The organism is Pseudomonas rossensis (genome assembly GCF_039888995.1).
GTDB classification, from domain to species: Bacteria; Pseudomonadota; Gammaproteobacteria; order Pseudomonadales; family Pseudomonadaceae; genus Aquipseudomonas; species Aquipseudomonas rossensis.
In genome coordinates this window covers 1-12,395 of record NZ_JBBWCB010000072.1, presented here as the reverse complement: position 1 = coordinate 12,395, position 12,395 = coordinate 1, and the positions used below count along the sequence as shown (strand labels likewise).

13 protein-coding genes and 2 pseudogenes are annotated in these 12,395 nt (G+C 60.0%); 9 read left to right on the top strand and 6 right to left on the bottom strand.

What is annotated here, in order from left to right:
- The first annotated feature begins 131 nt into the window (after nucleotides 1-131).
- The 6 genes and pseudogenes from WLY71_RS18785 to WLY71_RS18765 all read left to right on the top strand — a co-directional run bounded on the left by WLY71_RS18785 (nucleotide 132) and on the right by WLY71_RS18765 (nucleotide 5,855).
- Nucleotides 132-1,328, top strand: coding sequence for an SfnB family sulfur acquisition oxidoreductase (locus WLY71_RS18785; protein ID WP_347804734.1), 1,197 nt, complete (start codon nucleotides 132-134; stop codon nucleotides 1,326-1,328).
- A gap of 10 nt (nucleotides 1,329-1,338) precedes the next feature.
- A complete protein-coding gene (locus WLY71_RS18780; RefSeq protein ID WP_347804733.1) occupies nucleotides 1,339-1,776 on the top strand; it encodes an acyl-CoA dehydrogenase in 438 nt (145 codons plus the stop codon).
- On the top strand, nucleotides 1,776-3,179 hold the full coding sequence (locus tag WLY71_RS18775; RefSeq protein ID WP_347804732.1) for an LLM class flavin-dependent oxidoreductase: 1,404 nt from the start codon (nucleotides 1,776-1,778) through the stop codon (nucleotides 3,177-3,179). Before WLY71_RS18780 ends, WLY71_RS18775 begins: the two co-directional genes overlap by 1 nt.
- Before the next feature lie 205 nt (nucleotides 3,180-3,384).
- The gene (locus tag WLY71_RS18770) at nucleotides 3,385-4,290 is read left to right on the top strand and encodes an acyl-CoA synthetase (protein WP_347804731.1); all 906 of its coding nucleotides are present in this window, start codon (nucleotides 3,385-3,387) and stop codon (nucleotides 4,288-4,290) included.
- A 27-nt stretch (nucleotides 4,291-4,317) separates the two neighbouring features.
- Nucleotides 4,318-4,404, top strand: a pseudogene (locus tag WLY71_RS31395) (ABC transporter ATP-binding protein); the annotation flags it as partial.
- A gap of 23 nt (nucleotides 4,405-4,427) precedes the next feature.
- The gene (locus tag WLY71_RS18765; RefSeq protein WP_347804730.1) at nucleotides 4,428-5,855 is read left to right on the top strand and encodes an FAD/NAD(P)-binding protein; all 1,428 of its coding nucleotides are present in this window, start codon (nucleotides 4,428-4,430) and stop codon (nucleotides 5,853-5,855) included.
- A gap of 75 nt (nucleotides 5,856-5,930) precedes the next feature.
- On the opposite strand, the gene WLY71_RS18760 is transcribed toward WLY71_RS18765, so the two are convergent.
- The 4 genes from WLY71_RS18760 to WLY71_RS18745 form a co-directional block, all read right to left on the bottom strand.
- A complete protein-coding gene (locus WLY71_RS18760) occupies nucleotides 5,931-6,155 on the bottom strand; it encodes a hypothetical protein (RefSeq protein ID WP_010455083.1) in 225 nt (74 codons plus the stop codon).
- 107 nt (nucleotides 6,156-6,262) lie between these two features.
- Nucleotides 6,263-6,994, bottom strand: a complete 732-nt coding sequence (locus WLY71_RS18755; protein WP_347804729.1) for a substrate-binding periplasmic protein — start codon at nucleotides 6,992-6,994, stop codon at nucleotides 6,263-6,265.
- Nucleotides 6,995-7,265: 271 nt separating this feature from the next.
- Nucleotides 7,266-7,529 (bottom strand): phage infection protein, encoded by a 264-nt coding sequence (locus WLY71_RS18750; protein ID WP_347804728.1) that lies wholly within the window; start codon nucleotides 7,527-7,529, stop codon nucleotides 7,266-7,268.
- 197 nt (nucleotides 7,530-7,726) lie between these two features.
- Nucleotides 7,727-8,467: a response regulator gene (locus WLY71_RS18745; RefSeq protein WP_347804727.1), complete on the bottom strand. Its 741-nt coding sequence runs from the start codon at nucleotides 8,465-8,467 to the stop codon at nucleotides 7,727-7,729.
- Nucleotides 8,468-8,683: 216 nt separating this feature from the next.
- Between WLY71_RS18745 and WLY71_RS18740 the strand changes: the two genes are divergently transcribed.
- Together WLY71_RS18740 and WLY71_RS18735 are read left to right on the top strand one after the other, a co-directional pair.
- Nucleotides 8,684-8,947 carry a DUF2790 domain-containing protein gene (locus WLY71_RS18740; protein WP_347804726.1) on the top strand — a complete coding sequence of 88 codons (264 nt, stop codon included), beginning with the start codon at nucleotides 8,684-8,686 and terminating at the stop codon, nucleotides 8,945-8,947.
- A 62-nt stretch (nucleotides 8,948-9,009) separates the two neighbouring features.
- Nucleotides 9,010-9,261: pseudogene (locus WLY71_RS18735) on the top strand (alpha/beta hydrolase); the annotation flags it as partial.
- Nucleotides 9,262-9,340: 79 nt separating this feature from the next.
- Here WLY71_RS18735 and WLY71_RS18730 read toward each other — a convergent pair.
- A complete protein-coding gene (locus WLY71_RS18730) occupies nucleotides 9,341-9,781 on the bottom strand; it encodes an NUDIX hydrolase (RefSeq protein ID WP_347804725.1) in 441 nt (146 codons plus the stop codon).
- Nucleotides 9,782-9,862: 81 nt separating this feature from the next.
- The gene (gene ppnN, locus WLY71_RS18725) at nucleotides 9,863-11,236 is read right to left on the bottom strand and encodes a nucleotide 5'-monophosphate nucleosidase PpnN (protein ID WP_008151729.1); all 1,374 of its coding nucleotides are present in this window, start codon (nucleotides 11,234-11,236) and stop codon (nucleotides 9,863-9,865) included.
- 211 nt (nucleotides 11,237-11,447) lie between these two features.
- Between ppnN and WLY71_RS18720 the strand changes: the two genes are divergently transcribed.
- Entirely contained in the window at nucleotides 11,448-11,975 is a 528-nt protein-coding gene (locus WLY71_RS18720; RefSeq protein WP_347804724.1) for a DUF3087 domain-containing protein, read from the top strand.
- Nucleotides 11,976-12,395: the final 420 nt, after the last annotated feature.

The following is a 12,395-nucleotide window of genomic DNA, read 5'->3' as shown; positions in this document are numbered from 1 at the left end:
GACACTTTGCTGTTTTAAAGCTGCGAGCCTTTCTCGGATAATTCTTTAACCTATTGAAAATAAAGTGATTTAGTTTCAGGCACGACTCCTGCAAAAGCTCTGGCGCATTCACCAGATCCCGGAGTCGGCCCATGACAGCCTCTGCCCAACACCTTCGCACCGCCCATGTGATCCGCTCGGACGCCGAGGCGATTGCCGTCGCCCATAAGCTCGCCGCACGCTTCGCCATCGAGGCCAGTGTCCGCGACCGCGAGCGACGCCTGCCAGTCGCCGAGCTCGACGAGTTTTCCGCCAGCGGCCTCTGGGGCATCACCGTTCCCAAGGAATACGGCGGCGCCGGCGTTTCCTACGTGACCGTCGCTGAGGTCATCAAGATCATTTCCGCTGCCGATTCGTCCCTGGGTCAGATCCCGCAAAACCATCTCGGGGTGCTCGACATCCTGCTGCAAACCGCCACCGAGGAGCAGAAGCGTTACTACTTCGACAAAGTCCTGCAGGGCTACCGTTTCGGCAACGCCTTCTCCGAATCCAAAAGCAAAAACGCCGGTGCTTTTGAAACTCGTATCCGTTTCGATAAAGACACCGCGCAAATCGATGGCGAAAAGTTCTACTGCACCGGCGCCTTGTTCGCGCACATCGTGCCAGCGGTGGCGGTCAATGAAGAGAACAAGGCCTTCATCGCCTTCATCGATACCCCCGGCTTGACCGTCATCGACAGCTGGGACGGTTTCGGCCAGCGCACCACGGCCAGCGGCGGTGTCACCCTGAACGCGGTGAAGGTCCCGCTCAGTGCTGTGATCCCGGCCCACAAGGCCTTTGACGAACCCACGGCCGACGGCCCGATTTCACAAATCATTCAGGCGGCCGTGGACACCGGCATTGCCGTCGGCGCCCTGGAAGAAACCAAACGCTACGCCCGCGAAGCCCGGCCATGGATCGACAGTGGGCAGGATCACGGCTGGCAGGACCCGTTCAGTATCGCTGCGATCGGCGACCTCGAATGGCGGGTCCACGGCACCGAAGCGATCCTCAAAAAGGCCGGTCGCGCCATTGACCACGCCTTGCTCAACCCCAACGAAGACACGGTGGCCCGCGCTTCGGTGGTGGTCGCCCAAGCCAAAGTGCTGTCGGCCGAGATCGCCTTGCTTGCCAGCAGCAAACTCTTCGAGCTGGCCGGTACTCGTTCGGTGCTCGGCAAATACAACCTCGACCGCCACTGGCGCAACGCCCGGACGCACACCCTGCACGATCCGGCACGCTGGAAATACCACCTGATCGGCAACTACCTGCTCAACGGCGTGAAGCCTGCGCGCCACGCCTGGAACTGAGGAGCCCACCATGAACGCTTTGACTCAACCGATTGTTGCCGGGCAGCCCCTGGCCAAAAGTCAGCATGATTTGCACAACGCTCGCAGTTTGCTTGATGCGACGTTGCGTTTCGTCCGGCAGCAGGCCCAAGCCACGGATGATCCTTACGTCATCAGCCGCTTCGGCGATTTGCACATCCGCATTGAAGTCGCTGCCGCGCTGCTCGAACGCGCCGAAGATTTTCTGAACAGCGTTGATGACGACACGGAAATCAGCGTCGCCATCGCCGAGTCGCACCTGGCCAGCGCCGACGCGCTAAGTGCCGTCAGCAACGCTGAATTCGAACTCACCGGCCAACGCACCGTGTTGCCCGGATCGTTGCATGACCCGCTGCGCTGGAAACTCCACCTCATCGGCAACTTCCGCCTCAACGGCATCCATCCCCGAAGCTTTCGGAGTGCGGTTTGATGGGCCGTGAAATTCGTCTCAACGCGTTCGACATGAACTGCGTCGGTCACCAGTCGCCAGGTTTGTGGGCGCATCCGCGGGATCGCTCCTGGCAATACAAGGATCTGGAGTACTGGACCGATCTGGCGAAAATCCTCGAACGCGGCAAGTTTGACGGTTTGTTCATCGCCGACGTGTTGGGCATCTACGACGTCTACAACGGCAATGGTGACGCGGCGATCCGTCAGGCTGCGCAAGTACCGGTCAACGATCCGCTGCAATTGATTCCGCCGATGGCGCTGGTCACCGAGCATTTGGGGTTCGGCCTGACCGCCTCGTTGTCCTTCGAACACCCGTATCCATTCGCCCGACGCCTGTCGACGCTCGATCACCTGACCAAGGGCCGTGCCGGCTGGAACATCGTCACCTCTTATCTGGAAAGCGGTGCGAAGAACCTCGGCCAGAAAAACCAGACCGAACACGACGCCCGTTACGACTTCGCCGAAGAGTACCTGGAGGTTTGCTACAAACTGTGGGAAGGCAGTTGGGAAGAGGGTGCGATTCTGCGGGATCGCGAGCGGCGGATCTTCAGCGACCCAAGCAAAATCCACGAAATCCAGCATGTCGGTAAGCACTTCCAGGTGCCGGGCATTCACCTCTGCGAACCTTCGCCGCAACGCACGCCGGTACTCTATCAGGCTGGCGCATCCAGTCGCGGCAAGCAGTTTGCCGCCGAGCATGCCGAGTGTGTGTTCGTTGCTGCACCGTCGAAAGTGCTGCTGAAGAAAACCGTTGCCGACATCCGTCGTCGTGCTGCCGAAGCCGGACGCGATCCGTCGAAGATTCTGATCTTCAACCTGCAAACCGTGATCCTTGGCGAGACCGACGCCAAGGCCAAAGCCAAGTTCGAGGAATACAAAACCTGGGTCAGTTACGAAGGCGCGATGGCGTTGATCTCTGGCTGGACCGGGATTGATTTCAGCCAGTTCAAACCGGATGAACCGCTCAAACACGTGCACACCAACGCCATTCAATCGGCGGTGGAAGCGTTCTCCACGGCAGACCCGAACAAGATCTGGACACCCAACGAACTGGCTGACTGGGTGGGCATCGGCGGTTTTGGTCCGTTGTTTGTCGGCAGCCCCGTGACCGTCGCCGATTTGTTGCAGGAGTGGGTCGAGGAGACCGATGTGGATGGCTTTAACCTGGCCTATGCATTGACTCACGAAACCTTCATCGACGCCGTGGAACTGCTGGTGCCGGAGTTGCAGAAACGTGGAGTCTACAAAACCGAATACGCGCAGGGGACCTTGCGCGAGAAGTTGTTTGGGGAAGGGCCGCGCTTGCCGGAGATTCATCCGGGCGCGGGTTATAGAGACCTGGCGGCGTTGCGGCAGCAGGAGAAGAAGTTAGTGTCTGCCTGATCAGATCTCAGACAAACACACCCTGTAGCAGCTGGCGAAGCCTGCGTTCGGCTGCGCAGCAGTCGCAAATCCTGCCTGCGCGGATTACCTGACACACCGCAGTGCCTGATTTCACGACTGCTGCGCAGCCGAACGCAGGCTTCGCCAGCTGCTACAGGGTGCTTCAAGACCATACAGCCCGGCGCACCACCGAGGAGGTAAGCCAATGAGCGTGCACGAACTCAAACGTCCGCCAATCGCGGACACCGCCGAGTGGCGGGTCGAAGTGCCCAAGGCGCTGGAGCAATTGCGCCACTGGGCTCAGGTCAGCCCCTTACAACCGGCCTTTCGCCACAAACGCCATGGCCAGTGGTTCGTCTGGCGCTGGATCGATGCCTTGCGCGATGTCGAGCGTTTGGCCGACGGCTTGAGTCAGCAAGGATTCACAAAAGAATCGCGTCTGGCGTTGAGCGGCGCCTTCGAGCCGAATCTATTGCTGCTGGCCCTGGCATCGCAACACATCGGCGGTGAGTTGCTGACCTTGCCGGATAACCTCGACCCCGAATCACTGCACGAAAACCTGTGGCGCAGCCGTCCCACTCACGCGTTCGTCCAGGACCGACAGACCCGACAACTCCGGCTCAACGAAGGCCAGTCGCTGCTGAACTTCGCTGATCTGCTCGGCCCGGTTGAACCCCCGCAACACCTGAACCGCTGGGCACAAGGTAAGCCATTGTGGAGCGAAGAGGGCACCCAATGGCCGGCCGGCCTCAGCGTTTTGCTCGAGCATTGGCTGACCAGCGGCCAATCACTGGCCTTCCCGGAAAGCCTCGACAGTGCCAGCCGCGACCGTCGTGAAGTGGCACCCTCGGGATTGCTGTTATCGGCCGAGCGCCTGCAATTGCTGGCCGCCGAAATCGACCTCCGTCTCGCCCCCCAAGGCACCTGGCGCCGACGCCTCTGCGACTGGGCCATCGCCCACCCGGAAAAAGGCCTGCAACGGCTGATCAAAAACCGCGTTCGCCGACTGCTGGGCTTTCAAAACCTACATTTCATCTGGCAAGCCACGCGCGCCCCCGACGCGCAACCTGCGCCTGCCTGGCTATCCGAATTCAAACGGGACATCGCATGAGCTCGAGCGATTCCATCCTGCACGTCAGCGGTATTTCTCTGTCCTACTTTGGTACTGCTTGATGAACCTTCCATGGGTTTGGCGCCTATTATCGTCCAGGATATTTTTGAGATGAAACATTGATCAGTGAGAACGCCATGACTGAAACCCAAAGCGGACAGGCCACCGACGCCATTCGCCACGCGGACATCCTGATCGTCGGCGGCGGCCTCAGCGGTGCAATGCTGGCGGCGCAGTTGCTGCGCCTGCCGGGCAAACGCAAGGTGCTGGTGATTGAACCCCGCGCCGAACTGGGACGGGGCGAGGCATACAGCGCGGTCGAATTGGGCCATACGCTCAACGGCAATGCAGCGCGGATGAGCGTCGACCCGGACAACGCCGACGACCTGACCCAATGGCTGACCGAGTACATCGCGGCCGGCGGCTGGCCGGAGTCTGACGAGCAACATGTGCCGGTCAGCGAATTGTTCCCGCCCCGGGGGATTTTCGGCCTGTACGTGCAGCAGCGGCTGGCCGAAGCGCAAGCGGTGGGGGCGTTGAACGGTTCAACGGTCGAGCATGTGCGGGCCGAGGTGATTGACCTGCAAGCGGCGGACGATTCGGTGCGACTGACCTTGAGCGACGGGCAACACTTGCAGGGCGCTTATGCGGTGTTGGCCACGGGGATGTTTCCCGCCGCGCGTACGCCACAGACCGAGTCCAGCGGCTTGAACGCGGCGGCGCTTGATCCGTGGGATGTCACCGCCATGCAACAACTCGATCCGCAGACGACCGTGCTGATCATCGGTTCGGGCCTGACCATGGTCGATGCCGTGGTGTCGCTGGAACAGGCCGGGCATCGCGGGCCGATCGAAGTGTTTTCCCGGCATGGCTTGCTGCCTCATGTACGTCGTCAGCCGCCGGCCTGGGCAGATTTTCTCGCCGAGGATCACAGCATTCGTACGCCGCGACAGCTGGTGCGCGAACTGCGTCGGCATTGCCGGGACGCCATCGCTCAAGGCATCGACTGGCAGGCGCCGCTCGACACTGTACGGGCGCACATTGGCCGCTTGTGGAATCAGGCAACGGATGTGCAGCGTCGACAGTTTGTGCGGCATGTGCGGCCGTGGTGGGAAAGTCATCACCATCGCTCGCCGCCGTTGAGTGCCGAACTGGTGGAGCGATTGCACAAGGAAGGGCGGTTGCGGATTCAGGCGGCGTCGTTCAAAGGGCTCGAGCCTTCAGCGGACGGAGCAGTGAGCATCCGCATTCGGCGTCGGGGTGAATCAGAAACTACCGTTGTCAGCGGCGCGGCGTTGATCAATTCCAGCGGCATCGAATACGACTGGCGGCGAGTGGCTCGACCGCTGCCACAGCAACTGCTGGCGCGCGGACTTGTCCGGCCGGGGCCGTTGGCGCTGGGGATTGCGGCGGCAGTCGATGGCGCGGTGTTGGGCGCCGATGAACACGTCGCCAGCCGTCTGTTCGCCATGGGCCCACCGTTGCGCGGCATGTGGTGGGAAAGCACCGCAGTGACCGACGTCGCGAGCCAGGCCAAGGCGTTGGCGGCGCGGTTGGCGGGCTAAACCTTCAGAAACAACAAACCCCGGGTAGATCGGATCTCCCGGGGTTTCTTGTTTCAAGCGGCGCAACGCCGTTGATCAATAACGCTGATACTTCGACCCGAACTCAGGGCGGTTTTCAGCGACGTAGAGTTTGCTCGCCTGGCTGTCTTTGTGATCAACGCCGACAGTGTTCACGTTCAGTGTGGCCGGTTGGCTGACTTTGGCCGCTGCAACGACTTGCGAGGTGGCGTGAGGGGCGGCGATGGCGGAGGTAGCGCCAAGAACCGAAAGGGCGAAACCAAGACCGATGATGCTTTTCATGATGGTGCTCCAGAGCGTGGGGAGAAGATGGGGCCACTGTAGTGCTGGAGCGTCGCGATGAAAAAACACCCTGACGCATAGTTGTTATCGAGCGCGTTGATCCGTTGTCAGCGGGGTGTGTTGTCGCTGAGCCAGCGCTGCTTGAGTTGTTCCAGGCGCCCATCGCGGTTCATCTCGTCGAGCGCCTGTTGCCAGCGCGCGACCTGGCGCGCATCGGTTTGCGGGGAAAACGCGATGTAGGTGCCTTGCTTCATCAGCGGCATCTGATAGTGCAACTGGCTGGGCGCCAAGCCTTCTTCCCGGGCCAGGGTCGCGATGGAGAGGGTGTCGGCCACCACAAACTCGATGCGCCCCAGACGTGCCAGACGCATCATTTGTGCGGGCGTTTCCACGCCGTACAGATTGTTCAGACCCTGCTTGCGCAAGTAGTCGTAAGCCAGCCATTTTCGCGGGACGGCGATACGGCCCTGGATGCTGGCGTCCTGCAAACTGCGCACCGGTTGCTGGGTGTTCGCGGAATAAAGCGCCGTCTCCACGTCCATCAGCGGACCGACCCACTGGTACAAGCCATCGCGTTCGGCGGTGCGCAACACGGTAAACACCCCGGTGGCGGGCTCGGTCGTGGCGACGCGCAGGGCGCGCAGTAAAGGGACTTGTTGCAAGTGCACCTGGTCGCCGGTGCGTTCGGCCAGTGCCTGCACCACGTCCACGCCAAACCCCACCAGTTGATTACCTTGCTGAAAATGCAGGGGCGGGTGGTTGTCGGTGAGCAGGTTCAGATCAGCCGCGAGCGCCGTAAAGGTCAGGAAAGACAACAGGCAACCGGCAATGCGCTTCATGAATCGTCCTTGATGAAATGAAGCGCAAATCTTAGACGGGCGAGGTGCAACTGTCCCGAGGAATTGTCGGGGCTTTTACGTCAGATCTCAGGATTTATGGGCGTCGTGCATGGGGGATGCAGATGGGTTTTGTCTGACGGAACACAGTCAAATGTGGGAGCGAGCTTGCTCGCGATGGCGGTGTGTCATTCAACAATGATGCCGACTGACAGTCCCTCATCGCGAGCAAGCTCGCTCCCACATTTGATCTCTGTTGTGATGTAGATCGCATTCAATACCGCTGATATTTCGAGCCGAACTCGGCGCGGTTTTCCGCGACAACCACATCGCCGCGTACCGCATTGCTCGGGCTGACCGATGCCACACGTTCGCGCAGTTCTTGCAGACGGTCGGAGCCGCCTTCCACCAGCAGTTGTTGAACCTGGCCAGGGGACGCAGCATTGCCGGTGTGGGCCGACGCCAGGCTCGACAGGCCGAGACCACTAACCAGTGCCAGACCGAGTCCCAGGGACGAGACTTTCGAGAAGTTGAACATGGGTGATTCTCCGTGCGTTTAGTTTGAGTGGGTCGGTAGCGGCTGCTATCCGGTGATCACAGTTAAACGCTCGGGTGTATCGGTGATGTGTGCTCGAACAAGCCGAAATCGGTGTCTGCGTATCTGTCGCGGGTTCTTATACAGACGGATACAAAACCCTATGAAAAAGTCTCCTCAGGTTCTTCTGGGGGAGAGCTTCATGATTCTGCGCCAAGCAATTCCACCGGGTAGGAGAACACATAGCCTTCGCTGCGCACGGTTTTGATGTAGGTCGAGTCCCGTGAGTCATCCATCAATCGCTGGCGCAGACGGCTCACCAGCAAGTCGATGGAACGGTCGAACAGGTCGGCGTCGCGACCTTGGGTCAGGTTGAGCAGCTGGTCACGGCTGAGCACCCGTTGCGGGTGATCGAGGAACACCCGCAGCAGGCGATATTCGGCGCCACTGAGGGCCACCATCGTGCCGTCTTCGTCGAGCAAGTGCCGGGCGGTGGTGTCCAGGCGCCAGCGGCCGAAGCCCAGCAGCCGGCCGCTTTCGGTGATCAGCAGGTTGGGCGGCAGCATCCGGGTGCGGCGCAACACGGCATTGATCCGCGCCAGCAGTTCGCGGGCGGCGAAGGGTTTGGTCAGGTAGTCGTCGGCGCCCATTTCCAGGCCGAGGATGCGATCGGTTTCGTCGTTGCGTGCGGTGAGCATCAGGATCGGCGTGGCTTTGTGTTTGCCCGAGCGCAATTCGCGGCACAGCAGCAGGCCGTCATCGCCGGGCATCATGATGTCCAGCACGATCAGGTCCACCTGATTGGTTTCCAGAAAGCTGCGCATCTGCCGGCCATCGGCGACGACGGTGGTACGCAGCCCGTTCTTTTTCAGGTAATTGCCGACCAACTCGCGAATCTCCCGGTCGTCGTCGACGATCAGGATGTGGTTCACATGTTCCATCGCTTAGCCCTCTTGTCATTCTCCCGTTGCGCATTCCAGGGATTGTCCCAGGCGCTTTGTATCGCACTGTATCTGGTGCCCCCGGAGACACCTTACGCCTTATTAATTCCGGTTCTACGACACATGGCAGATACCTCGGGCCGATTAAATGGGTTCCACCGAGACAAGACGACTTGCCTCACAACCACTGCCCATTGCAACCCTGAGGAAATCACCATGAACTGGAACACACTTGTTGCCGCCAGCTTCTTCGCGGTCCTGAACGTTGCAGCGTTTTCGGCCCATGCCGATGTTCAAGCTCCGTCGCAGACAACTTCTCACGGCACCCACCTGGATATCAAGAAAGTGGTTTCCGTCGTCGACAACGGCGGCGGCAATTGCGGCATTGTCGATGCCCGCCTGACCTATCTCGATTCCAGCGGCACGCAGAAAGTCCTCGATTACAGCAAATTCGCAGAGTGCGGCAATCAGGGCGGCTGATCTTTCCATTACGCTCATCGCTGTCAAAACCGATGAACGCGCAGGAATCCGTTGCCGCCCAAGGCATGATTCAGGGCGAACCTCAATATGAAGCGCTGGAGCAGCGGCTGGCCAAGGCCCCGGTCATTACGGTGCCGACCATCACCATGGAAGGGGATGCCAACGGGGCGCCACATCCGGCCGCCGAGGATTATGCCAAGCGCTTCACCGGCAAATATGAGTACCGACTTATCAACGGCGGCATCGGCCGCAACTTGCCGCAGGAAGATCCGCAGGCCTTTGCCAAGGCAGTGATCGACGCGGATCACCTCTGAGCATTAGTGCCGCGAAAGCGTTCCCACGCTCTGCGTGGGAACGATCTTTATTAGATTTTTGTTATTCATCTGGCACTGGTCAGGCCTGCTCCATCATTTGGATCAGGTTTTCTGGCCAGACTGTTTCAGCGGTATCTTTCAGCTCGGCGACTGACCACCATTTGTGTTCAGTCATCACCCGGGCTTCGTCCGCAGTCCAGCCATCACGCGTCAGCCGTTCACCGTCGGCGCGGACGACGAAGTAGCGTTCCACGGACAAGACGGTTTCGCCGTTGGGCAACATCATCGAAAAGCTGCGCTCTGCCACGCTAGTGTCCACTGTGTCGACGTGCAGTCCGGTTTCTTCATACAGTTCGCGTATGGCGGCGGCTTCAAAGGTTTCACCTTCCTCAAGACCGCCGCCCGGCGTAGCCCAATAGTCGCGTCCGTCCAAGGCATCGCCCTTGTGCTGGAAGCGAAACAGCAAGACCTGATGGGCGGGATTGATTACAAGAAGTCGTGCTGCGTTACGTTGGCGCATCAAAAATTCTCTTTCCATAGACGTTACAGCTCACGTTGCTGATCATTCCCGCGCTCTGCGTGGGAATGATCTTTAGCCGAGTTACGCAACCACTTGATAACACGGCACATACGCCGCGCCACCCGGCAGTTTCATCCGGTGCTGGGCAACGAAGGCCTTTAGCAGTTGATCCAGCGGTTGCATCACCGCCGCATCGCCACGGATCTGGTACGGCCCGTGCTCTTCGATCAGGCGGATGCCCTTGTCCTTGACGTTGCCAGCGACGATGCCGGAGAACGCGCGGCGCAGGTTGGCGGCCAGTTCGTGGGCCGGCAGGTTGCGGCTCAGTTTCAGGTTGGCCATGTTTTCGTGGGTTGGATCGAACGGACGCTGGAAGCCTTCGTCGATCTTCAGCAGCCAGTTGAAATGGAACGCGTCATTGCGCTCGCGGCGGAACTGTTTGACCGCTTTCAGACCTTGAGTCATTTGACGCGCGACTTCAGCCGGGTCGTCGATGATGATCTCGTAGTGTTGCTTCGCAGCTTCACCCAAGGTGGCGCCGACAAACGCGTCCAGTTGCTCCAGATACGGCGCGGCATGTTTCGGTCCGGTGAGAACCACGGGGAAGGGCAGGCCGGCGTTGTCCGGGTGCATCAGGATGCCGAGCAGGTAGAGGAACTCTTCGGCGGTGCCGGCGCCGCCCGGGAAAATGATGATGCCGTGGCCGACGCGGACGAAGGCTTCCAGACGTTTTTCGATGTCCGGCAGGATCACCAGTTCGTTGACGATCGGGTTGGGCGCTTCGGCGGCGATGATGCCCGGCTCGGTCAGGCCGAGGTAGCGGCCGCCGTGGATACGCTGCTTGGCGTGGGCGATGGTCGCGCCTTTCATCGGGCCCTTCATTACGCCAGGACCGCAACCGGTGCAGATGTCGAGGCTTCGCAGGCCGAGTTCGTGGCCGACTTTCTTGGTGTATTTGTATTCTTCGGTGTTGATCGAGTGGCCGCCCCAGCAAACCACGATCTTCGGCTCGACGCCGGGGCGCAGGGTGCGGGCGTTGCGCAGCAGGTGGAACACGTAGTCGCTGATGCCCTGGGAGGTGCTCAGGTCGATACGTTGGGCGTCGAGTTCGTTTTCGGTGTAGACGATGTCGCGCAGGGCGCTGAAGAGCATTTCGCGGGTGCTGGCGATCATTTCGCCATCAACGAAGGCGTCGGCCGGGGCGTTCAGCAGTTCCAGGCGTACGCCGCGGTCCTGCTGGTGAATGCGGATCTCGAAATCCTTGTAGGCTTCGAGGATGGTTTTGGCGTTATCGACATGGGCGCCGGTATTGAGGATGGCCAGGGCGCACTGGCGGAATAAGGTGTAGGTGCTGCCGGATCCGGCTTCGCTCAGTTGCTGTACTTCACGTTGAGAAAGGGTTTCCAGACTGCCTTTTGGGCTGACCGAGGCGTTGATTACTTGTCGTTGGGTCATTCAATGATCCTTAAAACGATGCCATTCATACAGGCAAATGGCATCCGAATAGTATGTATCCATGAAAGAAGATGGCACGAACTGCGCTGTATCGCCATTTCCCCGTTTGACGATGAAAAGTTGAAAAGGAGCCTCAGCATAGCTAAATCCCCTGCAGAGGCGATAATGCCCCGCAGCCTTTTTACCCATGCCCTCAAGGAACCCCGTCGCGATGTTCGAAATCCAGCCGCAGAACCCCGAACGCTATCGAAGCCAGACGCGACGCAGCACGATAATCATAGCCTTGATTTTTCTGGCCCTGGCGATGGTGTTGTCCACCACGGCGGTGGCGCTGTTCGGCGAACCCGGTGGCGACAATCTGCGATTTAACGTCGGCGGCGTGTTTGTGTCGGTGCTGCTGATGGCAGCGCTGATGCGGGGCGCGTTCTGGACCCAGCCATGGATGGCCCCGGCGGTCTATGGCTGGCAGCTCAAGCGCAGCCTGATGAGCATCACCAACGTCATGCATCAGGTGACGGCGGCGGTGGAGAAGGAGGATCCGACGGCCATGAAGCTGCTGCGCTTCTACCATCTGGGGTTGAGCCAGATGCACGAGCTGGACGGCAACTCCAGTGATCACAGCCAATTGACCCGCGAGATGGATCAGCACAAGGCGCGGATGGAAGCGCTGGGCATCGAGACCGAACAGACGAAATTGAATCCTGCCTGGATCGAGGCCGTGAAGCAGGCGCGCGCCTGACCGCGGTAACTGCTGACTGGTTTCCAGCTCGCGCAGCGCTTTGGTCACGGCGGCCTGGGAGATGTCCAGTGAACGGATATGCCTGGCAGCGAGCGGTTGCAGCAGTTTTTGGCGGGAAGTCTCAAGTAACAACAACACTGAACCGCAGTCCACGCGAGCCGGTGGTGAGAATACTTCTCGCGCAATTCACCTTTCGGGTGTTTGATGAGGCATAGTCGCCTGGCGCCAGGCGGCTCATACCCGCCAGGGGTCATAAAAAGGGCGAACGGGAAGATTCGCCATGTGGTCAGGATTCAGGGAGCGTCATGGGTCATCCGTCCGTTAACAATCGAATTGAACAATTTCGCCATGGCGTGCCTTGGGTCGCCGAGCAAGCCGGGGCAACACTCAAGGTTCGCTCTGCGGTGATTCTGCTGGTCG

Excerpts from the sequence above, each read along its gene's own strand:
- WLY71_RS18780 (WP_347804733.1), top strand. The coding sequence starts at position 1,339 with ATGAACGCTTTGACTCAACCGATTGTTGCCGGGCAGCCCCTGGCCAAA.
- WLY71_RS18740 (WP_347804726.1), top strand. The coding sequence starts at position 8,684 with ATGAACTGGAACACACTTGTTGCCGCCAGCTTCTTCGCGGTCCTGAAC.
- WLY71_RS18770 (WP_347804731.1), top strand. The coding sequence starts at position 3,385 with ATGAGCGTGCACGAACTCAAACGTCCGCCAATCGCGGACACCGCCGAG.
- WLY71_RS18765 (WP_347804730.1), top strand. The coding sequence starts at position 4,428 with ATGACTGAAACCCAAAGCGGACAGGCCACCGACGCCATTCGCCACGCG.
- WLY71_RS18750 (WP_347804728.1), bottom strand. The coding sequence starts at position 7,529 with ATGTTCAACTTCTCGAAAGTCTCGTCCCTGGGACTCGGTCTGGCACTG.
- WLY71_RS18785 (WP_347804734.1), top strand. The coding sequence starts at position 132 with ATGACAGCCTCTGCCCAACACCTTCGCACCGCCCATGTGATCCGCTCG.
- WLY71_RS18760 (WP_010455083.1), bottom strand. The coding sequence starts at position 6,155 with ATGAAAAGCATCATCGGTCTTGGTTTCGCCCTTTCGGTTCTTGGCGCT.
- ppnN (WP_008151729.1), bottom strand. The coding sequence starts at position 11,236 with ATGACCCAACGACAAGTAATCAACGCCTCGGTCAGCCCAAAAGGCAGT.
- WLY71_RS18745 (WP_347804727.1), bottom strand. The coding sequence starts at position 8,467 with ATGGAACATGTGAACCACATCCTGATCGTCGACGACGACCGGGAGATT.
- WLY71_RS18775 (WP_347804732.1), top strand. The coding sequence starts at position 1,776 with ATGGGCCGTGAAATTCGTCTCAACGCGTTCGACATGAACTGCGTCGGT.
- WLY71_RS18730 (WP_347804725.1), bottom strand. The coding sequence starts at position 9,781 with ATGCGCCAACGTAACGCAGCACGACTTCTTGTAATCAATCCCGCCCAT.
- WLY71_RS18720 (WP_347804724.1), top strand. The coding sequence starts at position 11,448 with ATGTTCGAAATCCAGCCGCAGAACCCCGAACGCTATCGAAGCCAGACG.
- WLY71_RS18755 (WP_347804729.1), bottom strand. The coding sequence starts at position 6,994 with ATGAAGCGCATTGCCGGTTGCCTGTTGTCTTTCCTGACCTTTACGGCG.